At 34.7% G+C, this 24,161-nt stretch carries 20 protein-coding genes; 10 read left to right on the top strand and 10 right to left on the bottom strand.

The genetic code is table 11. The features are described 5' to 3' along the window. Positions 1 to 18: 18 nt before the first annotated feature. The 7 genes from azu to ilvD all read right to left on the bottom strand — a co-directional run bounded on the left by azu (position 19) and on the right by ilvD (position 9,776). Positions 19 to 540, bottom strand: coding sequence for an azurin (azu, locus tag ACGLWY_RS03285; protein ID WP_396618239.1), 522 nt, complete (start codon positions 538 to 540; stop codon positions 19 to 21). Positions 541 to 687: 147 nt separating this feature from the next. Next, on the bottom strand, positions 688 to 2,280 hold the full coding sequence (locus ACGLWY_RS03290) for an NADP-dependent glyceraldehyde-3-phosphate dehydrogenase (protein WP_396618240.1): 1,593 nt from the start codon (positions 2,278 to 2,280) through the stop codon (positions 688 to 690). Positions 2,281 to 2,621: 341 nt separating this feature from the next. Next, positions 2,622 to 3,887 carry a threonine ammonia-lyase IlvA gene (gene ilvA / locus ACGLWY_RS03295; protein WP_396618241.1) on the bottom strand — a complete coding sequence of 422 codons (1,266 nt, stop codon included), beginning with the start codon at positions 3,885 to 3,887 and terminating at the stop codon, positions 2,622 to 2,624. 147 nt (positions 3,888 to 4,034) lie between these two features. Continuing rightward, positions 4,035 to 5,510, bottom strand: coding sequence for a ketol-acid reductoisomerase (ilvC, locus tag ACGLWY_RS03300; RefSeq protein ID WP_396618242.1), 1,476 nt, complete (start codon positions 5,508 to 5,510; stop codon positions 4,035 to 4,037). Positions 5,511 to 5,525: 15 nt separating this feature from the next. Then, positions 5,526 to 6,059, bottom strand: coding sequence for an acetolactate synthase small subunit (ilvN, locus tag ACGLWY_RS03305; protein ID WP_396618243.1), 534 nt, complete (start codon positions 6,057 to 6,059; stop codon positions 5,526 to 5,528). A 188-nt stretch (positions 6,060 to 6,247) separates the two neighbouring features. Then, positions 6,248 to 7,981, bottom strand: a complete 1,734-nt coding sequence (gene ilvB / locus ACGLWY_RS03310) for a biosynthetic-type acetolactate synthase large subunit (protein ID WP_396618244.1) — start codon at positions 7,979 to 7,981, stop codon at positions 6,248 to 6,250. Positions 7,982 to 8,090: 109 nt separating this feature from the next. Next, positions 8,091 to 9,776 carry a dihydroxy-acid dehydratase gene (gene ilvD, locus ACGLWY_RS03315; protein WP_396618245.1) on the bottom strand — a complete coding sequence of 562 codons (1,686 nt, stop codon included), beginning with the start codon at positions 9,774 to 9,776 and terminating at the stop codon, positions 8,091 to 8,093. A gap of 632 nt (positions 9,777 to 10,408) precedes the next feature. Between ilvD and metK the strand changes: the two genes are divergently transcribed. Next, positions 10,409 to 11,662 (top strand): methionine adenosyltransferase, encoded by a 1,254-nt coding sequence (gene metK, locus ACGLWY_RS03320; RefSeq protein WP_396618246.1) that lies wholly within the window; start codon positions 10,409 to 10,411, stop codon positions 11,660 to 11,662. A gap of 73 nt (positions 11,663 to 11,735) precedes the next feature. On the opposite strand, the gene ACGLWY_RS03325 is transcribed toward metK, so the two are convergent. Both ACGLWY_RS03325 and ACGLWY_RS03330 read right to left on the bottom strand, forming a co-directional pair. Further along, positions 11,736 to 14,228, bottom strand: a complete 2,493-nt coding sequence (locus ACGLWY_RS03325; RefSeq protein WP_396618247.1) for a DUF5686 family protein — start codon at positions 14,226 to 14,228, stop codon at positions 11,736 to 11,738. Positions 14,229 to 14,290: 62 nt separating this feature from the next. Further along, positions 14,291 to 15,268 (bottom strand): pyruvate dehydrogenase complex E1 component subunit beta, encoded by a 978-nt coding sequence (locus ACGLWY_RS03330; protein WP_396618248.1) that lies wholly within the window; start codon positions 15,266 to 15,268, stop codon positions 14,291 to 14,293. Between the two features lie 158 nt (positions 15,269 to 15,426). Between ACGLWY_RS03330 and ACGLWY_RS03335 the strand changes: the two genes are divergently transcribed. The 6 genes from ACGLWY_RS03335 to ACGLWY_RS03360 all read left to right on the top strand — a co-directional run bounded on the left by ACGLWY_RS03335 (position 15,427) and on the right by ACGLWY_RS03360 (position 21,281). After that, complete coding sequence (locus ACGLWY_RS03335; RefSeq protein ID WP_396618249.1) at positions 15,427 to 16,173, top strand: electron transfer flavoprotein subunit beta/FixA family protein; 747 nt, start codon at positions 15,427 to 15,429, stop codon at positions 16,171 to 16,173. 121 nt (positions 16,174 to 16,294) lie between these two features. Further along, positions 16,295 to 17,254, top strand: a complete 960-nt coding sequence (locus ACGLWY_RS03340; RefSeq protein WP_396618250.1) for an electron transfer flavoprotein subunit alpha/FixB family protein — start codon at positions 16,295 to 16,297, stop codon at positions 17,252 to 17,254. A gap of 120 nt (positions 17,255 to 17,374) precedes the next feature. Next, positions 17,375 to 17,998, top strand: a complete 624-nt coding sequence (locus tag ACGLWY_RS03345; RefSeq protein ID WP_117174977.1) for a bifunctional nuclease family protein — start codon at positions 17,375 to 17,377, stop codon at positions 17,996 to 17,998. Between the two features lie 218 nt (positions 17,999 to 18,216). Continuing rightward, positions 18,217 to 19,545: a NupC/NupG family nucleoside CNT transporter gene (locus tag ACGLWY_RS03350; RefSeq protein WP_396618624.1), complete on the top strand. Its 1,329-nt coding sequence runs from the start codon at positions 18,217 to 18,219 to the stop codon at positions 19,543 to 19,545. Positions 19,546 to 19,925: 380 nt separating this feature from the next. Continuing rightward, entirely contained in the window at positions 19,926 to 20,780 is an 855-nt protein-coding gene (locus ACGLWY_RS03355; protein WP_396618251.1) for a thymidylate synthase, read from the top strand. A 9-nt stretch (positions 20,781 to 20,789) separates the two neighbouring features. Then, positions 20,790 to 21,281 carry an energy transducer TonB gene (locus ACGLWY_RS03360; RefSeq protein ID WP_396618252.1) on the top strand — a complete coding sequence of 164 codons (492 nt, stop codon included), beginning with the start codon at positions 20,790 to 20,792 and terminating at the stop codon, positions 21,279 to 21,281. A 140-nt stretch (positions 21,282 to 21,421) separates the two neighbouring features. Here the strand turns inward: ACGLWY_RS03360 and ACGLWY_RS03365 are convergent, their stop codons facing one another. Next, the gene (locus ACGLWY_RS03365) at positions 21,422 to 21,721 is read right to left on the bottom strand and encodes an isoamylase early set domain-containing protein (RefSeq protein WP_396618253.1); all 300 of its coding nucleotides are present in this window, start codon (positions 21,719 to 21,721) and stop codon (positions 21,422 to 21,424) included. A gap of 301 nt (positions 21,722 to 22,022) precedes the next feature. Here ACGLWY_RS03365 and ACGLWY_RS03370 point away from each other — a divergent pair, with 301 nt between their 5' ends. The 3 genes from ACGLWY_RS03370 (at position 22,023) to ACGLWY_RS03380 (ending at position 24,007) form a co-directional block, all read left to right on the top strand. Next, on the top strand, positions 22,023 to 22,919 hold the full coding sequence (locus tag ACGLWY_RS03370; protein WP_396618254.1) for a dihydrofolate reductase: 897 nt from the start codon (positions 22,023 to 22,025) through the stop codon (positions 22,917 to 22,919). 189 nt (positions 22,920 to 23,108) lie between these two features. Further along, positions 23,109 to 23,420, top strand: coding sequence for a hypothetical protein (locus ACGLWY_RS03375; protein ID WP_396618255.1), 312 nt, complete (start codon positions 23,109 to 23,111; stop codon positions 23,418 to 23,420). Between the two features lie 209 nt (positions 23,421 to 23,629). Beyond that, complete coding sequence (locus tag ACGLWY_RS03380) at positions 23,630 to 24,007, top strand: hypothetical protein (RefSeq protein WP_396618256.1); 378 nt, start codon at positions 23,630 to 23,632, stop codon at positions 24,005 to 24,007. Positions 24,008 to 24,161 lie beyond the last annotated feature (154 nt).

The raw sequence follows: 24,161 nt of genomic DNA on the forward strand, positions 1-24,161 counted from the left end.
TCTTTATCACTCTTTTAATTACTCCACAATAAAATGACCACGCATCATAGCGTAATGCCCTGGGAAACTACATAAAAACTCATAAGTTCCTGGTGTGGGCGCTTCAAATTCAATGGCGGTAACTTGACCACCACCAATTAAATCGGTGTAAGCTATAATATCGTCTTGAGCTTCTTTTGGAATATATTTATTGTCTTTTTGAGTTGCTGCTTTCGTTGCAAATTCTACCAAATCTGCTCCTTGTTTCAATAACACAAAGTTATGTCCCATCACATTAACATCAAGTTTCCCTAAGTGTCTTAATGTAAGCTTTATCTTTTGACCAGCTTTAACTTTAATCTCTTTAGTGTTGTACTGCATCATATCATTAGCAGTTAAAACAATATTTGCAACGTTGTCATCTGCTTTAGTCTCAGATTTTTCTTGGGCGCTTGATTTTTCGTAGGTAAATCCTTCATTCTTTTTTTCTTCTTTACCTCCACAATTAAACATTAATATTACTGATAAAAGAGTCAATAATTGAATTTTAATACTTTTCATCTGTTTAAATTTATTTGTTTTTTAATGGTCAGATAGAATGCATGTTTATCATGTCGGGTGGTTTGCAACTTGTTAATGGACATTCCATATGTTAGTTTTTACACTGACTAAAATAAAAAAATCAAACTTGATTAACTAATATTATAACTATAAAATATAATCCGTACTTATAAAGTTTGACGCTTTTTTATCTAACAATTCATTTAAAATTGCATTATTATAATCGTTATCTTTTGATGCCACAAAGGTTCTAATTGAGAATGAGCGTAATGCATCATGAACACTCAATGTACCAAATGCAGAATCTTTTCTACCAGTGAATGGATACACATCGGGTCCGCGCTGGCAAGAACTGTTTAAATTAACACGACACACTAAATTAACCAATGTATCAATTAAAGGTGATAAGGTTTCGATGTTTTTCCCAAACAAGCTTACTTGTTGCCCATAATTAGATTCTGCCATATCGTGCAAAGGCTCTTCAATATCTGAAAATGGAATTACAGGAATTACAGGTCCAAATTGTTCTTCACTATACACTTTCATATCTGTATTAACAGGGTACAAAACCGCTGGAAAAATAAAATTCTCGGTTAATATGCCACCTTTTTCATTTAATATAGTAGCCCCTTTTTCCAAAGCATCGGCAATTAATTCTTTAATATACCCTGGTTTTTCAACTTCTGGAAGTGGTGTTAATTTCACTCCGGATTCCCAAGGATTTCCAAATTTAAGTGCATCAACTTTTGCCGTAAAACGTTTGTTAAATTCATCTACAACAGAATTGTGCACATATACTACTTTAAGTGCCGTACAGCGCTGTCCATTAAAAGACAATGTTCCTGCAATACATTCTTCAACTGTTAAATCCAAATCAGCATCGGGCAATACAATAGCAGGGTTTTTAGCTTCTAAACCTAAAACCATACGTAACCTATTTCCTTTAGGATGTTGCGCTTGCAAGGCATTTGCAGATTTACTGTTACCAATTAACGCCAACACATCTATTTTACCAGATTTCATAATTGGGGTTGCCAATACACGTCCACGCCCATAAATAACGTTAACAACGCCTTTTGGGAAGCTATTTTGAAAGGCTTCCAAAAGTGGTGAAATTAATAAAACCCCTAATTTTGCTGGTTTAAAAATGACAGGATTCCCCATAATTAATGCAGGAATAAGCAAGGTAAATGTTTCGTTTAGCGGGTAATTGTAAGGCCCTAAACATAAGACAACGCCTAATGGTCCTCTGCGAATGTGTGCGTATACACCATCATTTTTTTCAAATTTAGCAGAATCTCTATCAATTTGTTTGTAGGCTTCAATAGTATCGTAAATATAATCGACCGTTCTATCAAATTCTTTTTGTGAATCGGGTAGGTTTTTCCCAATTTCCCACATTAAAAGTTTTACGACAACATCTCTTTTGGTTTTCATTTGCTCCACAAACTTCTCCATGCAAGCAATTCTATCAACTACTTTCATCGTTGGCCACAAACCTTGACCTTTACCATAAGCTGTTAATGCCGAGTTTAGCACCTCCAAAGCTTCTTTTTCACCTAATTGCGGAATGGTTCCCAACAACGTTGGTTTGTAGTCTGGTGTTGAAGATATTGTTGAATACACTTCAGCGGTTTCACCTTTCCATTCAATTAATTCACCATTGGTTAAATAGGTTGTTTGATGAAGTAATGTATGTATTTTATATGGTTCTGGAATTTCAAATAAAGTCGTACTCATTTTTTAAAATTATATCATTAAAAGCTAAGAAACTGTTTAAATTTTATCTAAAAGCCATTTTTTGTTTCTTTTTGACCCATATTTCGTTGAATTTTTTTCTAATAGCTCTGCTATTAAAAAAAATACACCTCATCTGACTCAAAAATAATTCAAAAAAACATCAATAAACAAAACTTAAACAGTTTCTAATGCTAATATACCTATAATTTGGTACAATCACTTTTAAAAAAGGAAGCCCTCTTAAAAAAATATCAAATTCTTAACGTATTATTTACATGCAAAGAAAATGTATAAAACTCAAACGTTTTCGACCATTGAATCCAAAAAGAAAAAAACAAGGTTTAAACCAAGAATTGAAATAAATCGGGTTTATTGTTTAGATAGTCTCCATAAAAATTACGTTGTTTCATTTTAGTAATTAATGGTTCTAAATCGGCAGCCGATTTTAATTGAATCCCCACTACCGCTGAACCATTTTCACGATTCGTTTTCTTGGTGTATTGAAAGTGGGTAATATCATCATTGGGTCCTAAAATATCGACCACAAATTCTTTTAAGGCACCAGCACGCTGTGGAAACAGCACAATGAAATAATGTTTTAAATTGGCATATAACAAGGCACGTTCTTTTATTTCCGCGGTACGTGTAATATCATTATTACTACCACTTACTACGCAAACGACATTCTTGCCTTTAATAGCTTCAGCATAAAAATCTAAAGCTGCAATACTTAATGCACCAGCAGGTTCAACTACAATAGCATCTTTATTATAAAGTTCCAAAATAGTTTCACATACCTTACCTTCTGGAACCGTAATCATATCATGAAGATTTTCTTTGCAGATATTGAATGTTAAATCTCCAACACGCTTAACAGCTGCACCATCAATAAATCTTTCAATATGTTTTAAAGTAGTGTTTCTGTTATTCTTTATTGAAGTTAGCATAGACGGTGCACCCTCTGGCTCCACGCCAATAATTTTTGTGTTTGGTGATAATTCTTTAAAAACAGTTGATAAACCTGCAGCTAATCCGCCACCACCAACAGCAATAAACACATAGTCGATAGGGACATTTGTTTGCTCTAAAATTTCCAGACCTATCGTTGCCTGCCCTTCAATAACCTTTTTATCATCGAAAGGATGGATAAATATTTTTTGCTGCTGTTCGCATTCCAACATGGCTGCGTGATATGCATCGTCGTAGGTATCGCCAATAAGTTTAATCTCTATAAAATCTTCTCCAAACATTTTAACCTGCTCCACTTTTTGATTGGGTGTTGGTGCAGGCATATAAATAGATCCCTTAATTTTTAATAGTTTGCATGATAACGCAACACCTTGGGCATGGTTACCCGCACTGGCACAAACTACGCCATTTTGGGACGCTTCCGCAGTAAGCGAACTTATTTTATTATACGCCCCTCTTATTTTATATGAACGCACCTGTTGAAGGTCTTCCCGTTTCAATAAAATATTTGCTTCAAACCGTTTTGAATATCTAAAGCTAGGGCTTAAAGGCGTAACTGCCGATACTTTTTGAATGATATCGGCAGCTACTTTTATATCTTTAATACTAGGAAAATATGTCTGTTTCTCCTTGTCCATTAATGAATTTTTATAAAAGACCTCACAGGTTTTAAAAACCTGTGAGGTCTGGTTTTCTTTTTTAAACCTACAAGGTTTTCTTTTTTTTTAAACCTACAAGGTTTTTGAAACCTTGCAGGTCTAAAAAATTAATTTTATTTACTATTACTATACTATAGGCTTCATAGCCGTCATAGAAGCTCTTAAGAAAGACCCTATTTTTTCAACTGGGTGTTCTCTTAATGCTTTGTTTACAGCAATTAATTTTGCATTATCTACTGCTTTACCATTGTCTTTAGCATACGCTTTACCAATAACATCGGTATCGATTTTCTTCATAAAATCTGCCAATAATGGCTTACAAGCATGATCGAACAAATAACAACCGTATTCAGCAGTATCAGAAATAACACTGTTCATTTCGTATAATTTACGTCTTGCAATCGTATTAGCAATAAGTGGCGTTTCGTGTAACGACTCGTAGTAAGCAGATGCATCGATTATACCAGAATCTGTCATAGCCTCAAAAGCTAATTCAACACCTGCTCTTACCATAGCGACCATTAACACACCGTTATCGTAGTATTCTTGTTCTGAAATTTCAACATTTCCGGCAGGTGTTTTTTCAAACGCCGTTTCGGCTGTTGCAGCTCTCCATCCTAATAAATCTTTATCATTATTAGCCCAATCTGCCATCATACCACTAGAAAATCTTCCTTCCATAATGTCATCCATATGTTTTTGGAATAATGGACGCATGATGTCTTTTAATTCTTCAGATAATTCAAAAGCTTTAATTTTTGCTGGGTTAGAAAGTCTATCCATCATATTGGTAATACCACCATATTTAAGACCTTCTGTAACAGTCTCCCAACCATACTGAATTAATTTTGAAGCATATCCAGCATCAATTCCTTTTTCAATCATTTTATCGAAACAAAGAATAGATCCTGTTTGTAACAACCCACAAAGAATCGTTTGCTCTCCCATTAAATCTGATTTCACCTCAGCAACAAAAGACGATGCCAATACACCAGCTCTATCACCACCTGTTGCAGCAGCATAAGCTTTTGCTTGCGCCCAACCTTTTCCTTCTGGATCGTTTTCTTCGTGTACGGCTATAAGTGTTGGCACACCAAAACCTCTTTTATATTCTTCTCTTACTTCAGTTCCTGGACATTTTGGCGCCACCATAATAACCGTTAAATCTTCACGTATTTGCGTGCCTTCCTCAACAATATTAAAACCGTGAGAATACGATAATGTTGCGCCCTTTTTCATTAAAGGCATGACCGCTTTTACGACACTTGTATGTTGCTTATCTGGTGTTAAGTTTAACACTAAATCTGCTGTTGGAATTAACTCTTCGTAAGTTCCAACCTTAAATCCGTTTTCTGATGCATTTACAAATGATTTACGTTTTTCTGCAATGGCTTCAGCACGTAATGCATAAGAAATATCCAATCCAGAATCCCTCATGTTCAACCCTTGGTTTAAACCTTGAGCACCACACCCTACGATAACAATTTTTTTACCTTTTAAAGCGTTTACACCATCTTCAAACTCTGAAGCGTCCATAAATCTACATTTAGACAATTGAGTTAATTTATCTCTTAACGATAGTGTGTTAAAATAATTTCCCATTTTTAATTTTAGTTATTATTGATTATTGAAGGCCAATAGCGCTTCAGTTACTTTCATTTCATCTTTTGTTACGGCAATACGTCCTGCTCGAACAAATTGCATAATGCCAAAAACATTTAAATCCCTACGTAAAGATTCAATTTCGTTTCTTCTTCCTGATTTTTCCAGTACAAAAAACGCTTTGTTTACGGTAACAATTCTGGCATTGCTTTCTTTAATTATATTTTGAATTTGAGGCTCTTCAAATAATAAAGCCGACTTTATTTTGAACATACAAGACTCGGTATAAATAGTTTCTTCGTCTTTATGGTAATAAGCTCTTATGACTTCTACTTGTTTTTCAAACTGACCAATAATTTTTTTGGCTTGGGATTCTGTAATATTTACAACGATTACAAAACGGTTTACACCTTCAATTTCTGATTGCGAGGTTGTTAAGCTTTCAATATTAATATGTCTGCGTTGAAAAATAGCTGATATCCGATTTAATAAACCAATGTTATTTTCGGTATAAATTGAAATCGTGAATGTTTTTATTTCTTCGTTCATTTTTAAAAAGATAAAAGATTAGAGAAAAAGAGAAAAGATGTATTCTGTTCTCTTAGTTCTTTATTCTTGGTTCTTCATTCTTTATTTTTAAGATAAAAGAGTAGAGAAAAAAGAGAAAAGACATATTCTGCTCTCTTGGTTCTTGACTCTATATTCTTTATTCTTTTGTCTATTTTCTAATATTTACCCTAACTTAAACGGATATCTGAAACCGATGCTCCTGAAGGTATCATTGGAAATACATTATCTTCTTTTTCTACACAAACCTCAAGGAAATATGACTCTTTAGAAGCAATCATCTCTTTAACCGCAGCAGCAAGTTCTTCACGTTTTTTTACACGTTTTCCTTCAATATAATAGCCTTTAGCAATGGTTACGAAATCGGGGTTCGTCATTTCAGTAGACGCATAACGTTTGTCGAAAAACAATTGTTGCCATTGGCGTACCATTCCTAAGAATTCATTGTTTAACACCACAATCTTTACAGGTACTTTTTGCTGAAAAATAGTACCTAATTCCTGAATATTCATTTGGTAACCACCATCACCAATAATAGCCACCACTTCTCTATCTGGAGCCGCCATTTTAGCACCAATGGCCGCTGGTAGTGCAAAGCCCATAGTTCCTAAGCCGCCCGAAGTAATATTACTTTTAGTCACATTAAATTCAGAATAGCGGCACGCAATCATTTGATGTTGCCCTACGTCGGACACAATAGCTGCATTTCCCTTAGTTTCTATATTTATTTGTTTTAAGACTTCTCCCATGGTTAAACCTTCTTTAACTGGAGAAATATCGTCTTTTATAACTTTTTCAAATTCAATAGCATACAAATCCTTAAATTTTTGCAGCCATGTTGTATGTTTGTTTGCGTTTAACAAAGGCAGCAATCTAGCTAAACTATCTTTTGAATCACCTAAAACTGCTACATCTGTTTTTACATTTTTGTCAATCTCAGCTGGGTCAATATCAAAATGAATAATTTTAGCTTGTTTGGCATAGGTATTTAAACTTCCTGTTACACGGTCGTCAAAACGCATCCCAATAGCAATAAGCACATCGCACTCGTTTGTTAACATATTTGGCGCATAATTACCGTGCATCCCTACCATACCTACATTTAATGGATGGGACGTAGGTAACGCCGAAGCCCCCAAAATGGTCCACGCAGCAGGAATACCAGCCTTTTCTATAATAGCTTTTAATTCGTTTTCTGCTTGACCTAAAATAACACCTTGACCCCAAACTATGAATGGTTTCTTTGCAGAATTAATTAATTCAGCTGCTGCAGAAAGCGATTCAGGATTTGTTTTAGGAACGGGCGTATAACTTCTTACACCTGTACATTTCTCATATTTAAAATCCAGTTCGCCTACCTGCGCATCTTTTGTAATATCAATTAACACTGGTCCTGGACGGCCGCTTTTGGCTATATAAAAAGCTTTTGCTAAAACCTCTGGAATTTCGGAAGATTTAGTAATTTGATGATTCCACTTAGTAACAGGCGTAGAGATACCAATAATATCGGTTTCTTGAAAAGCATCTGTTCCTAATAAATGCGAAAACACTTGTCCTGTAATACACACCAACGGCGTTGAATCTATTTGCGCATCGGCAATTCCTGTAATAAGGTTAGTAGCTCCTGGTCCCGAGGTCGCCATGGCAACACCAACTCTACCAGAAATACGTGCAAAACCTTGTGCCGCATGTGTAGCACCTTGCTCATGACGTGTTAATACGTGATGAATTTGATCTCTAAATTTATATAACTCATCATAAACCGGCATGATAGCACCGCCTGGATATCCATAAAGAATATCAACTCCTTCTGCTATTAAGCATCTTATAATGGCTTCACTTCCTGTAATACGTATGGTTTCTTGTGCCACTTCTTGTTTTTTATTTACTGTTTGTGTGTCCATGTTTATCTTATTTTAACCCTTCGACAAGTTTTCACTTGTTCCTTTGTAATAAAAAATATTTTATTTTCAGGTATTCCCGGGGCGACATGAGATCCTGCCTTCGCAGGAATTAAAATGCATCAGTAACACAGCCTTTTGAAGCTGATGATACCGATCTTGCATATTTATATAAAATTCCTTTTTTATGTTTTAACTCTGGGGCAGTCCATTGTGATCTTCTTTTGGCTAACTCTTCGTCTGAAAGAAGCACATTAATTGAATTGTCTTCCGCACTAATTCTAATGCTGTCTCCGGTCTTTAGCAACCCTATAGTTCCTCCTTCTTGAGCTTCAGGCGTGATGTGACCTACAACAAATCCATGGGTACCTCCAGAAAAACGTCCATCTGTAATTAAAGCTACAGATTTCCCTAAACCTGCTCCCATAATTAGAGATGTTGGTTTTAACATTTCCGGCATTCCTGGACCTCCTTTAGGACCTACATAACGAATGACTACCACATCACCTTTTTCTACCTCACCGTTAGAGATACCTGTATTAGCAGCTTGTTCACCATCATATACCACGGCTTTACCTTCAAATAACAACCCTTCATTACCGGAAATTTTAGCTACGGCGCCTTCTTCTGCAAGGTTTCCATAAAGAATTTGAAGGTTACCAGAAGATTTTAATGCTTTATCTTTTGGATAAATAACATCCTGGTCGTTTTCAAACTTAAGCGGTTCAACATCTTTTAAATTTTCTGCCAACGTTTTTCCTGTTACTGTTAAACAGTCGCCATGTAGATAGCCATTATCTAGTAAATATTTCATGACAGCAGGAGTCCCTCCAATACCATGAACATCTTCCATTAAATACTTACCGCTAGGTTTTAAATCTGCTATTAAAGGTGTTCTATCACTAACACGTTGAAAATCTTCTAAAGTAAATTCAATATCAGCAGCATGGGCAATTGCCAAGAAATGTAAAACAGCATTTGTAGAACCTCCAAGTGCATTTACTAGTGCAATGGCATTTTCAATAGACTTTTTGGAAATAATATCTAAAGGTTTTAAATCCAGTTCTAAAAGATTTTTAATGGCTATGGCCGTTCTTTCGCTTTCTGACAATTTATTAGGGTTTTCTGCTGGAATAGAAGAATTATATGGCAAAGAAAAGCCCATACACTCTATTGCGGAAGCCATCGTATTTGCCGTGTACATACCACCACATGCTCCAGCTCCTGGGATAGCTCTTTTTATAATTTCCCTATATTCTTCTTCATCAATTTCACCCGCAACTTTTTGACCTAGAGCTTCAAAAGCCGAAACAATATTAAGTTTTCTTCCTTTATATTTTCCTGATGCGATGGTACCACCATACATCATTATTGATGGACGATTTAAACGCAACATAGCGATGACCGCTCCCGGCATATTTTTATCACAACCAACCACCGATATAAGAGCATCATAACTTTGTGCATTCATAACGGTTTCTATCGAATCTGCAATAATATCTCTTGAGGCCAAAGAATAGTTCATACCAGAAGTTCCCATAGATATCCCATCACTAACCCCAATAGTATTAAATCCTAAACCAACTAAACCAGCTATTTTACACTCGATTTTCACTTCTGAAGCTAAATGGTTTAAGTGCATGTTACATGGGTTGCCATCATACCCGGTACTTGCAATACCTACTTGGGCTTTTTGCATGTCTTCATCTGTCAGACCTACGGCGTATAACATGGCTTGGGATGCTGGTTGAGACACATCTTGCGTTAATCTACTACTATATTTATTAAGTTCTTTCATCTTTATTGCAGATAATTTTACGTTTTGTCTTTTTACTTATTTATTCTATTATTGATTTAAGATTTTTATTAAAAACTCTACAATCTATAAATAAGCTCCGAAAATAATTTATTAGCTTTTTATATAGCATGTTTTTTATATTCCAAGGTTAAATCCATAAGCTTTAAAAATAATTTAAATAACTGTATTACAATAACTTAATACATTATTTCTATGATGTTCAAAATTGAAAAATAATCCATAAAAAAACCTTCCGTTTTACAGAAGGCTCTTAATAATTACTATCGTTTATAAATAAGCCTTCCTATCGATGCGAAATAATCACAACGACATTGACAGAAATGCTATTTAATATTTGTTTATTCATTTTTAAAAAGCAAATATTTAAAATTAAAATCTAATAGCCAACTTATTAGTTAAAAAAGTAAAAAAGAATTTGCTTTTACTTTTATTTTTTTACTTTTGCACCACAATAATAGAGGAAAGATTTGACTGATTGCAACCTCTTTGTACTAAACTTATTTCTTCCTCATCTATGGAGATATTGAAACAAGTTCAGCACAAGTAAAAATGCTAAAGGCAGTGTAAACTTCCTTCGACGTTATCGTCAAATCTCCTGCATAAATATAAAAATGGCGTATTTATTTACTTCTGAAAGTGTTTCTGAAGGACACCCAGACAAAGTAGCAGATCAAATTAGTGATGCTTTAATTGATAACTTTTTAGCATTTGATAAAGACTCGAAAGTAGCTTGCGAAACGCTTGTTACAACGGGGCAAGTAATTCTTGCTGGCGAGGTGAAATCACATACCTATTTAGATGTTCAAAAAATTGCTAGAGATACCATAAACAGTATTGGTTACACTAAAGGCGAATATATGTTCGATGGCAATTCGTGTGGGGTACTTTCGGCTATACATGAACAATCGGATGATATAAACCGTGGTGTGGACAGAGCTACCAAAGAGCAGCAAGGTGCGGGCGACCAAGGTATGATGTTTGGTTACGCTACCAATGAAACCGAAAATTTCATGCCATTGGCTTTGGATTTATCACATAGAATTTTAAAAGAACTAGCCGATTTACGCCGCGAAAGCAAAGACATTGCCTATTTAAGACCCGATTCTAAAAGTCAGGTAACTATTGAGTATAGCGATGACAACATTCCGCAGCGTATCGATGCCATTGTGATTTCCACACAACACGATGATTTTGCTGATGATGATACCATGCTTGCTAAAATTAGAAAAGACATCGTTGCTATTTTAATTCCTCGTGTGGTTTCTAAATTACCAGAAAGCATACAAGCGTTATTTAACAACGACATCAAATATCACATAAATCCAACGGGTAAATTTGTAATTGGTGGTCCACACGGAGATACTGGACTTACAGGACGCAAAATTATTGTTGATACCTACGGTGGAAAAGGAGCTCATGGTGGCGGTGCTTTTTCTGGAAAAGACCCAAGTAAAGTAGATCGTAGTGCAGCCTATGCTACACGACACATTGCCAAAAACTTAGTAGCTGCAGGGGTTGCCGATGAAGTTTTGGTACAGGTGAGTTATGCTATTGGCGTGGTAGAGCCTATGGGTATTTTTATTAACACGTATGGCACATGCCCTTTTAACATGACCGATGGCGAAATTGCCGAAATAGTTTCTAACATCTTTGATATGCGCCCGTATGCTATTGAAGAGCGCTTAAAACTACGCGCACCAATTTATAGCGAAACCGCTGCTTACGGACATATGGGACGTAAAAACGAAACGGTTACCAAAACATTTAGTCAACCAAATGGCGAAAGCATCACGTTGGATGTTGAACTATTTACTTGGGAAAAATTAGACTATGTAGATAAAGTAAAAAAAGCTTTTGGCTTGTAAACCTTTCTTTGAAGATAAAAAAAAGACTGTCCTTGTTTATAGCACAGTCTTTTTTTTTTGCTTTATACCATTGTTAAAAATGAAAACCGAAAGACCCTGTAATACCAAATTTGCGAGCATCGGGATTCTTAACTTCATCTAAATAATTGCCTCTAAAGTTAAAATCTATTCTAAACACTTTAAAAATGTTACCAACCCCAAAACTGTACTCGTAATACATTTTATCACTTGGCGATTGATAAATTAAACCTGAAGCGTTTAAGTCTTTATTTTCTTGGGATACTTCACCCCAAACGCCTCGAATGCCTACAATTTCACGTAGGTTCAATTTTCTTAAAAACGGAATTCTAGAGAAGAAACGTCCGTTAAAATTATGCTCTAATTGCAGTGACGTATAGGTATCGGAAACAAACTCGTAATAATCCAACTGAGAGAATGTATTATATATTGAGAAATACGACTGATTTCCTGGAATAGCATTTAATAATCCAAGAGGCACCTCTCCAAAAGTCTTGCCTGCTTCTATGGTCGTTGTTAACCTTCCAAAACCGCCTACTTGCATAGGTTGTATGTATGAAAACTGAACTTTTGTATAATTAAAATCGCTACTGAACAAACTTTTATCGCCACGACTTACTTGCGCAAAAACACTAGCATAATCATCGTTGGCATGAAGACGTTCGACACCAAAGCCTGTCATTTTTCGTTTTGGAAAATAGGATACTGAAAAAGTAGATTCGTATTGCTTGACTTCAGATTCAATACCTGTTGGTGTATTATAATCTAAACTAAAGGTTGGCGATGCCGATGCTAAGGTTCTGTAATTTGCACCAAATCTAAAAACAAGATTTCTCCAAGGTTCTAATTCAACCGCTAAACTGGTTAAATTTATAGAGGTTAATTTATCGTTTGATCCCGTTCCAACAACCGATGAGGAGGCTAAACTTCTGCCTAAAACATCGGTACTGGTTGTTAAACTGGCACCTGTTTGCTCTACATCACGCCTATTTCCTCCAGAAATAATTAAGCGGTTTTTTTTATCTAATAGCCATTTTCCTGAAATGCCATATTTAAATTTATCGTCTTTAAATCCATAGGCCAAAAATCCTTCCAAACGCCACAAGTCATTTTTCCCAAAGTAAGTACGTCCTCCTGCACGCAAACGCATACCTTCAACTTCATTAAAGCCAAAAGTAGAGAAAATAGGTCCATAATCTAAAGGCAATTCATTAAACTCTATATATCCCGATGCTAAAATGCTTCCTAAATTATAAAGTCTTTTAAATTTTTTTACGGTTTTTAAAGTGTCTAACATTTTGTAAACACCTTTTTCGTCTTTATTTAAAGCTTCCAAACGGTTTTCTGACCAAAAGCTATCATCGCGGTCGTACACATCTTTGTCGTAATTATAAACTTCCGTATCGTAAAACTTCCTGTTCTTTTCAATATCAAATTTATAATTATCGTATAAAGTTGTTCGCTTGCCATAGACACCTCTTGATTTTTCCTTTTTATTAAAAGCAAAATCACTCATCATATAATCGCGCTTTACAAGGAAAATAGAATCGTTTAAAACTTCAAATTCCTGTTCAATATAAATTTCTTTTACCCAGTTAATATTTGCGCTTTTCGAGGCTTGAAGCTTTATTTCTTTAATAGCAAAGGTGGTATCGGCTACCCAAAAATCGCCTTTAAAAGTAAGCTCGTTTTTACGACGTGGATAATAAATAATATTGTAACACCATTTACTATCTATAAATGTACTGTCTTTTAACACATAATTATAGGTGTTTATTCCTGTTCTTGACAACGGACTTACAAAACTCTTGTCGAAAAACCTCAGGTAATTATCATACACATCATAATCTGAATATAAATCATCAACAAAGTCAATAATTACTTGGTTATCGTTAAATCCGGAATTTTTATTTCCCTTCAAAACTTCCTTTTCTTTACTAATAAGATTATCGCCATAAACTGTTGAAACAGCTTCGTTAATAAACATAGGCAAGTAAGTTTTACCAGTAACCCGCGAAGTATCTACTTCATTAAAAACAAATTCCATACCTCTAAATAGTTTGCTTTTTATAAGCGCACTATCGATGGTATTGATATCGAATTCCACTTTTTCGTATTTGTTGTATTCGTACTGCTTGAAATGTTTTAAACCATTCTTACGTTTGTGTTCCCATATTTTCCGAAGCAAATCAATCGCTGGATTGTTCTTTTTAGATTGTTTTCCAGCCACAATAAACACTTGGCTCAATTCTGATGCCGCTTCTTTAAGTATGAATTTTAATTCGTAATTAACCTTTTTCGTCAAAGGAACATCTAAAGTTTCGTAACCTAAAAAAGACACTATTAATGCATTCCAAGTATCGGTAGATTCCATATAGAATTTACCATTTTCATCGGTTATGGTACCTTGTGTTGAGCCTTTAAATATAACGTTGGCAAATGAAATAGGTTGATTGTCCTCATCAAACACATAACCACTTACTTTGGTTTGTGCGAATGTGGAAATAATTCCGAAGAGAAAAAATGTAAAGAGTAGCTTTGGGTTCATAATACAAAAAACTTCATTAACAATTGCGCTAATGAAGTTTATATAACGTAAAAATTGTTGTTTTATTTATACAATACTTTTTTTACAGCTTTAACAACCTCATCACTGTTTGGCAACCATTCTGCTAACAAAACTGGTGAATATGGTGCTGGTGTATCAGCTGTATTAATTTTTACAATTGGTGCATCTAAATAATCGAATGCTTCCGATTGTACAATATATGTAATTTCTGTTGAAACGTTTCCAAAAGGCCATGCTTCTTCTAAAACTACCAATCTATTGGTTTTCTTAACCGATTTTAAAATTGTTTCCTTATCTAAAGGGCGCACTGTACGCAAATCGATAATCTCACATGAAATGCCTTCTTTTTCTAATTCATCAGCTGCTTTGTAGGCTTCCTTGATGATTTTTCCGAAAGAAACAATAGTCACATCCGTTCCTTCGCGTTTAATATCAGCAACACCTAAAGGCAATATATACTCACCTTCTGGCACTTCGCCTTTATCACCATACATTTGCTCACTTTCCATGAAAATAACAGGGTCATCATCACGAATCGCTGCTTTTAACAAGCCTTTTGCATCGTATGGATTTGATGGCACCACTACTTTTAAACCAGGTGTATTAGCAAACCAACTTTCAAAAGCTTGCGAATGCGTTGCTCCTAATTGCCCTGCAGATGCTGTTGGTCCACGAAAAACAATAGGACATTTAAACTGTCCACCAGACATTTGTCTGATTTTTGCAGCATTATTTATTATTTGGTCAATACCAACAAGAGAAAAGTTAAAGGTCATATACTCTACTATTGGTCTGTTTCCCGTCATGGTTGACCCTACCGCTATTCCTGCAAAACCTAGCTCAGCAATCGGTGTATCGATTACACGCTTTGGTCCAAATTCATCTAACATCCCTTTTGATGCTTTGTAGGCACCATTGTACTCTGCTACTTCTTCACCCATCAAGTAAATGCTTTCATCTCTACGCATTTCTTCACTCATAGCTTCACAAATAGCTTCTCTAAATTGAATTGTCTTCATTAAATTTATTTTAATTCAAGTTGCAAAAATAGCAATAAATGATTTACCTTTTTAAAAGAATTATTTAAAATTTATTATGCACGCATAGCAAATATTCAGAATAAAATAATTAACTTCGTAGCCTGAATAAATTTACATCTATTAAATACATCATAACTATGAAAATATTAGTGTGCATTAGTCATGTACCAGACACTACATCCAAAATTAATTTTACCGAAGGCGACACAAAATTTGACACCAATGGCGTGCAATTTGTAATCAACCCAAACGACGAATTTGGTTTAACACGTGCCATGTGGTTTAAAGAAAAACAAGGCGCTCATGTTACTGTTGTTAATGTAGGGGGCGCAGAAACCGAACCTACCCTACGCAAAGCCCTGGCTATTGGTGCCGATGGAGCGATACGTGTAAACACTGCTGCTACTGACGGATTTTCGGTGGCTAAGCAATTAGCTCATGTGGTAAAAGATGGTGGATACGATTTAGTCATTGCTGGTCGTGAATCTATCGATTATAACGGCGGTATGGTACCTGGCATGATTGCAGGATTAATTGATGCTAATTTTGTGAACAACTGTATTAGCTTAGAAGTTGATGGAAACACAGCAAAAGCAATTAGAGAAATTGATGGAGGAAAAGAAACCTTATCAACGTCCCTGCCATTAGTCATTGGTGGTCAAAAAGGCTTGGTTGAAGAAAGCGATTTACGCATCCCAAATATGAGAGGAATTATGATGGCACGCCAAAAACCTTTGACGGTTTTAGAACCTGTTGACGCAAATAACAAAACAGCTTCTGTGAAATTTGAAAAACCAGCTCCAAAGGGTGCAGTAAAATTAGTGTCTCCAGATAATTTAGATGAATTAATAAACTTACTTCACAACGAAGCTAAAGTTATTTAAAGCCGATAGACAAACTTCAAATCCAAGACTGAGTAATTGGAATTTGCTGCTTGATAAATTATAAATTTAATATAAAATCATGGGATTCCCACTTTCGTGGGAATGAAAAAATAATAGATATATGTCAGTTTTAGTATATACAGAATCAGAACAAGGAAAATTTAAAAAAGTAGCTTTTGAAGTGGCTTCTTATGCCAAAGCCGTTGCCGACCAATTAGGCACTACTGTTACAGCTATCGCTATAAATGCCAATGACACGTCGGAATTAGGAAATTATGGTGTTGATAAAGTTTTAAACGTATCGAATACACAACTAGATGCTTTTAATGCAAAAGGCTATGCCGAAGCTATACAACAAGCGGCAGAAAAAGAAGCTACAAAAATCATTATTTTAAGTTCTAGCGCTAATAGCAAGTATTTAGCACCTCTTTTAGCTGTTAGGTTAAATGCAGGCTATGCCTCAAACGTTATTAATGCTCCTTCAAGTACATCGCCTTTTACAGTAAAACGTACTGCTTTTACTAATAAAGCTTTTGAAATGACCACCATAAATACCGATGTAAAAATTGTTGGTGTTTCCAATAACTCATTTGGGTTGGTTGAAAAAAGTGGTAACGCTTCCGCAGAAGATTTCTCGCCTGTAATTTCAGACTTAGGCATTAAAGTAGAATCGATTGATAAAGCATCGAACAAAGTAAGTATCGCTGATGCCGAAATAGTTGTTTCTGGTGGTCGTGGTTTAAAAGGCCCAGAAAACTGGGGCATGATTGAAGAATTAGCTTCTGTTTTAGGTGCTGCAACAGCATGCTCTAAACCGGTTTCTGACTTAGGTTGGAGGCCTCATGGTGAGCACGTTGGGCAAACTGGAAAACCTGTGGCTTCCAATTTATATATTGCCATTGGAATTTCAGGTGCTATTCAACATTTAGCAGGTATTAACGCTTCAAAAGTGAAAGTTGTAATAAACTCCGATGCTGAAGCACCATTTTTTAAAGCTGCCGATTATGGCGTTGTTGGTGATGCTTTTACGGTTATTCCTGAGCTTATTGATAAATTAAAAGCTTTTAAAGCGCAACAATAAATTATTTTTTTATAACTTGTATTGTTTAAAGAACTGCTTAAATTAGCATTATATTTTTAAATCTGCTTTTGCAGTTGGTAAAGTCCTAATTTAAACAGTTCTTTGCGTTTTCATAAATTTATGAGTTTAGTAAGATTAAATATAAAAGGAATATCCTATAGCCAAACCCAAAACGGCGCTTACGCATTGATTTTAAACGAAGTAGATGGCGACCGAAAATTACCCATTGTTATTGGTGCTTTTGAAGCACAATCCATTGCTATTGCTCTAGAAAAAGAAATTCGACCACCAAGACCATTAACACACGATTTATTTAAAAATTTTGCCGACAGATTCGACATAGTGGTCAAACAAGTGATTATTCATAAATTGGTTGATGGCGTTTTTTACTCGAGTTTAATTTGCGAACGTGATAAAATAGAAGAAATTATAGATGCCAGAACCAGTGATGCCATTGCTTTGGCTCTTCGTTTTGATGCGCCTATTTTTACTTATAAAAACATACTTGATAAAGCTGGTATTTATTTAAAGGTTAATCCGAAAAAAGAGAATGAAGAGGAAGATGCTCAAGACAGTGTTTTAATGGACGAGTTAATTGCGAATGAACTTGAACCCAACGCACCACGCGAAAATTTCAAAGGAAAAACACTCCAAGAATTACATATTTTATTAGACGAAGCCGTTGCAAATGAAGATTACGAAAGGGCAGCACATATTCGTGACGAAATTTCAAAACGAGAATAAATCATAAAATTACTCATATCTATATGAAAAAAATATTTTTGTCTATTGCGCTTATTTTATTAGTATTAACATCATCAATAGCAGCACAAGACAAAGATAAGACCACCTTCCAAAATACAGTTTTAAACACAAAAACAGAGGTACTCTCATCACAACACAACACTGTTGATTCCTTAAAAGTTAATACAGCGGAAACCAAAACAGGAACGACCACTTTAATGATTGCTTCCATTATACCAAGTCAAGGTTTTTCAACAAGCAGTCTTTGGCGGGGCGCTTTAGGCATGGTTTCTTTAATTTTTATTGCCTTTTTATTTAGCAGTAACCGCAAAGCCATCAATTGGAAAATTGTTGGTATTGGGCTCGCTTTTCAACTTCTAATAGCTATTGGTGTTTTAAAAGTTGAATTTATTAAATCTATTTTCGAATTTGTGGGAGGACTTTTTGTAAGTGTATTAGATTTTACGCGAGCAGGCAGCAAATTTCTATTCGAAGGATTGGTAGTCGACATGGATACTTTCGGATTTATTTTTGCTTTTCAAGTATTGCCTACTATCATATTTTTCTCAGCTTTAACCTCTGTTTTGTTTTATTTAGGAATCATCCAAAAAGTAGTAAAAGCTATGGCTTGGTTACTTTCAAAAGCCTTAAAAGTTTCTGGTGCCGAAAGTTTAAGCGTTGCTGGAAATATCTTTTTAGGTCAAACCGAAGCACCGCTTTTAATTAAGGCCTATTTAGAAAAAATGAACAAATCGGAAATGCTTTTGGTCATGATTGGCGGTATGGCAACTGTTGCTGGAGCTGTATTGGCTGCATATATAGGCTTTTTAGGTGGGGACGACCCTTTACTAAGACTTTTTTACGCTAAACATCTTTTAGCAGCATCGGTTATGGCGGCACCTGGAGCTATTATTGTTTCTAAAATATTATATCCCCAAACAGAAGATATAAATACTGATGTAACAGTTTCTCAAGAAAAAATTGGCTCTAACTTTTTAGACGCCATTGCTAATGGAACTACCGAAGGTTTAAAACTAGCTGTAAATGTTGGTGCCATGCTTTTGGTTTTTGTTGCATTTATAGCCATGTTCAATGGTATTCTAGGTTGGATAGGTGATATTTCTACCATAAATGAATGGATCCTAAATAATACGGGATATCAAAATCTTTCGATAGAACTTATTTTAGGTTATGCTTTTGCTCCATTAATGTGGCTTATAGGAGTAGCCAAAGAAGATATGATGATGATGGGACAACTACTTGGCATAAAAATAGCTGCTAGTGAATTTATAGGCTACATTCAACTTCGAGATTTAAAAGACATTGCTAATGCCACACATTTAAACTACGAAAAATCTGTAATCATGGCTACTTATATGCTATGTGGCTTTGCTAACTTTGCTTCTATAGGCATTCAAATTGGCGGTATTGGTTCCTTAGCACCAGGACAACGCAAAACCTTATCGCAATTTGGCATGAAAGCATTGCTTGGTGGTACCATTGCGTCTTTAGTTTCGGCCACTATTGCAGGCATGATTATTGGATAGCCTAATTCCTGCGGAGGCAGGAATCTTATTAATGAAACTCATTTAAAGTTTTTGAAATTAAGCGAAAATTAGGGGTTTAGTTCTGTTGAAGGCTTTTTTGAGTTAGGGCCGAGCGTAAAGAAAAAGTTTAGTAAACCTTTTTAGAGAAGGAGCCAGCTTGTCGCGTTGGAAAAGCTACGGATGGAAAAAAAGGCAAAAACAGAGCTGAAATCAGCAATTTTTTAGCAAATTGAAAAACTTTAAATGAGTTCAATCTTAGTTAATAACTTTTTATATATAATGGGACTTCAATTATTTTGATTTGAAGCTTTTTTATATTTTTATTTTTTGTATAATTTAGTTGAATTTTAAAAAAGATTCCTGCTTTCGCAGGAAGTATTATGAAGCAATATCATGACTTAGTAAAACACGTTTTAGAGAACGGCAATGAAAAAGGAGACCGCACAGGTACTGGTACTAAAAGTGTTTTTGGATACCAAATGCGATTTGATTTAAGTGAAGGGTTCCCCATGGTTACTACCAAAAAACTGCATTTAAAATCGATCGTTTACGAACTACTTTGGTTTTTAAAAGGCGATACGAACATTAAATATTTAACCGAAAATGGTGTACGTATTTGGAATGAATGGGCTGATGAACATGGTAATTTAGGACCCGTTTACGGTCACCAATGGCGTAATTGGAATAGTGATGAGATTGACCAGATTAAAGAGGTCATCGACACTTTAAAGAAAAACCCAAACAGCCGGCGCATGTTGGTTTCGGCTTGGAATCCATCGGTATTGCCAGATACGTCTAAATCGTTTAGTGAAAATGTAGCTAATGGCAAAGCAGCATTACCCCCATGCCATGCATTTTTTCAGTTTTATGTAAGCCCTCCAGCTCCCGAGGCAGGTGCAAATGCTAAACCAAAATTATCTTTGCAACTCTATCAACGTAGTGCCGACATTTTTCTTGGAGTGCCTTTTAATATTGCATCGTATGCTTTATTCACCATGATGGTGGCACAGGTTTGCGGCTATGAAGCAGGAGAATTTATTCATACTTTCGGAGATGCCCATATTTATAGTAATCACTATCAGCAATTGGAATTGCAACTCTCTAGAGATATAAGACCACTTCCTAAAATGATATTAAACCCAAACGTTAAGGACATTTTTGATTTTACTTTTGAAGATTTTACTTTGGTTGATTATAACCCACACCCACATATAAAAGGCATTGTTGCTATTTAACTATCATTTATGAAGAAAACTTTAGTTCTGTTTGCACTAATCGTAAGCGCAACTTCACTTTCTCAAGAAAAGGAAATTGATAGTTTAAATAAAGACAACAATTCTGGCACAGTAGCTTTTAGTGTCATTGAACATGTTCCTGTTTATAAAGGTTGTGATGATTCTATGACCAATACAGAACTTAGAAACTGCATGTCAACATCAATATCAAAACATATCGCAAGAAATTTTAACACTAAAATTACTAACGGTTTAGGCATACCGGATGGCAAAGTTAGAATTAACGTGATTTTCAAAATAAATAAGGAAGGCAATATTGTTGATATTAGATCAAGAGCAATGCATCCCGTATTAGAAGAAGAAGCCACAAGAGTTATTCAATTAATTCCTAAAATGGACAAACCTGGTTATCAAAGAGGAAAACCTGTAACTGTACCTTATTCATTACCTATTGTTTTCAATATTAAAAACCCAAAAAGAGTACCAAAAGCAAGAAAATAAAAGAGGCTGTCTAAAAAGTTCTTTAAATTTAATTTGTCAGGTTAATATTGATTACCAGTAAGTTAAAATATCCAACAAGCTCAATATGGCATAGAACTAGATTTTTTAGACTGCCTCTTTTATTTGATTTAGGGATTTAACTAAACATTTATTACGCTGTTATCGGCAGAAGCAAAATCGTTCCACACGTAAGCATCAGCAGCATCATCGTTAGCGTATACTGTTTCGTCTATTAAATATTTAAATTCATAAGAACTATCTTTATCTAAATCTAAAGTAGTTTTAAAAATTCCATTTTTTAGTTTTTTTAACGGTGTTGCTTCTGCATCCCATTCATTAAAACTTCCTACAACCGATACCTTTTCAGCATCTTCTGCCAGTATAGAAAACGTTACTTTGCAAACTGGTTTACTTTTTAAATATTGTTTTGTAATAGCCATAATTAATATTTTTTGTGTTGTTTATACTGCAAATTTATAAAACAATTACTCAGGTAAGGGCTTTTAATACACTAAACAACAAAGAATTATCAATTTAATAATATCAATTCATAAAAATTTAAAGTTAACAATATTCAAAGCACATTAATTGTATTATTATCAATACAAAATACCTGTTTATTGTTGATTTTCAGCTACTTTTAACCAAAAACGTTTTATATAATTCAGTCCTATTAAGATTCTGAATATATCATTTAAGAATCATGAAAAAGCATTAACTTTACAAATATTTTCAAGTATTATGTTCGGTAAAAAGAAAGACATCCCACAAATAGATAAAGACCAGTTAGAACTTATTCAAAATGCGCAAAAACGCATCAAACAAAAAAAGCGGTTATACATTCATTTTGTTGTGTTTTTAATAGGCTCCGTATTTTTAATAATTGCGAATACCCTTTTAGGTATTGGTGAGAATTTCAAGTTATTTGACCTAAATTGGTTTGTTTATGCCATTCTTATTTGGCTATTTTTATTTGTTTATCACTTATTTAGTGTCTTTATTACCCATAAATTTATGGGTAAGGCTTGGGAACAACAACAACTTAATAAATTAGTTGCCAAACAACAAGATCGTATTGAAAAACTTAAACAAGAACTCCCTAAAGACATACCTTCAGTACAAAAAAAAGAAATTTCTAATGTTCCAAAACAAGAACTGACAATAATTGTGGCAGCCGCCGAAAACGATGCCATTGGCAAGCACAATAAATTAATTTGGCACATAAGTGACGATTTAAAACGGTTTAAGAACCTAACCAGTGGGCATCATATTATTATGGGGCGTAAAACATTTGAAAGCTTCCCTAATCCATTACCAAATAGAACACATGTTGTAATAACCAGAAATTCAAATTACAAAGTTCCAGAAGGCGTTGTATTGGTCCATACGTTGGAAGAGGCTATTAAAGTTTCCGCAAACGACCCGCAACCATATGTTATTGGCGGTGGTGAAATTTACAAGCAAGCTATTTTAGTTGCTGATAAAATTGAACTAACTCGCGTTCATGAATCATTTCCTGCCGACACCTTTTTCCCTGAAATAGACGCCACGATTTGGAAAAAAACAAATTCAGTTTTTCATAAAAAAGATGACAAAAATGAATTCGATTTTACATTTTTAACGTATGTAAGAGCATAAACTATTATTTTAAAAAAAACGACATACATACAATTTAAAGTTCCAAAAAACGAACACAATTCTAAATCAGACGGAGTTGTAAAACGGAATATTAAAAAAGCAATTGTTGGAATTTTAAATTCACTAATCCCTAAAGCAAATCCTGATTTTGAAAACAAAATTGATTCTGTAGAAACTTGGCTGGTAGAATTGGACGACGAAACTGGAATTCCAGAACGTGAAATCGGAATGGATAAAGACGGGCGAATAATTGTAAAAATGCCATTCAAAAATAACTATGGCTATTGGACTGATAACAATTTGTTATTGGCGGATTTTAAAGGTCATTTCGAGACAATAGAAATAAGTCGAGACAGTTTTGAAAACCATTGGAGTTTATTTGGGAAAACAACTGACTTTGAAACCGAATTGACTGAATTCAAAATACAATCGACTGGAACTAATGGCGAACATAAATATTTAAGGCAAAAGTTGAGTATAACGGACAGAATCGAGAAATAGTTATCTTTTTCACGGACAAATCGGACGAACAGAAAATAGCGGAATTGAATAAAATACGCAGAAAAATTGTTGGGGATAACCGCAATTACGGTGGATTCGACTACGTCCGAATCCGCCGTAATTGCTAACGTCAGTGCTTAACAGAAAACATTAACTAAACCCATAACTGACTGTTATAGATAGTCATACACAAGATTAAACTGACAACCATGAGAAGATTCACCACTTTAATTTTGTTTACAATTTTCCTTTCCTGCGCAAAAAAAACTAATATCGGAGACAGATTTGTTGGAAAATGGGAAAATCCTGAAAAACCATACGGAATAATGACAATTGAATTTAAAAATGAAATACCAGATAAAGATTATCCATTTTTTATTATAAAAACACAAGACCGAGAAAGCCATGAAGGGCAATTAGCAAGAGGAATTCTAAATCTTTGGTATTGGGATGGACAGTATAATCTAGCTCTTGATAAAAATGGAGATATTAAAATGATTAAAGACCCAAACCCATCGGATCCTACTCAAAATTTGTCCTTATACAAAATAATAAAAATAGGTAAAACTGCTAAGCGAATTGAATAATAACTACACGTAGAAAAAAGCCTGTGTATAACAACAGCTGCACTAGCCCATAATTTTATAAAAGCAGGATATAAATGCGCCCTTTTAAAGACGTTTGTTTTTTATGGAAGTTATTGCAATCTAAGTTCAAGGCGATTATAGCACAATAAAGCAT

Source organism: Mariniflexile sp. HMF6888 (assembly GCF_044335535.1).
In the GTDB taxonomy this organism is placed as follows: Bacteria; Bacteroidota; Bacteroidia; order Flavobacteriales; family Flavobacteriaceae; genus Mariniflexile.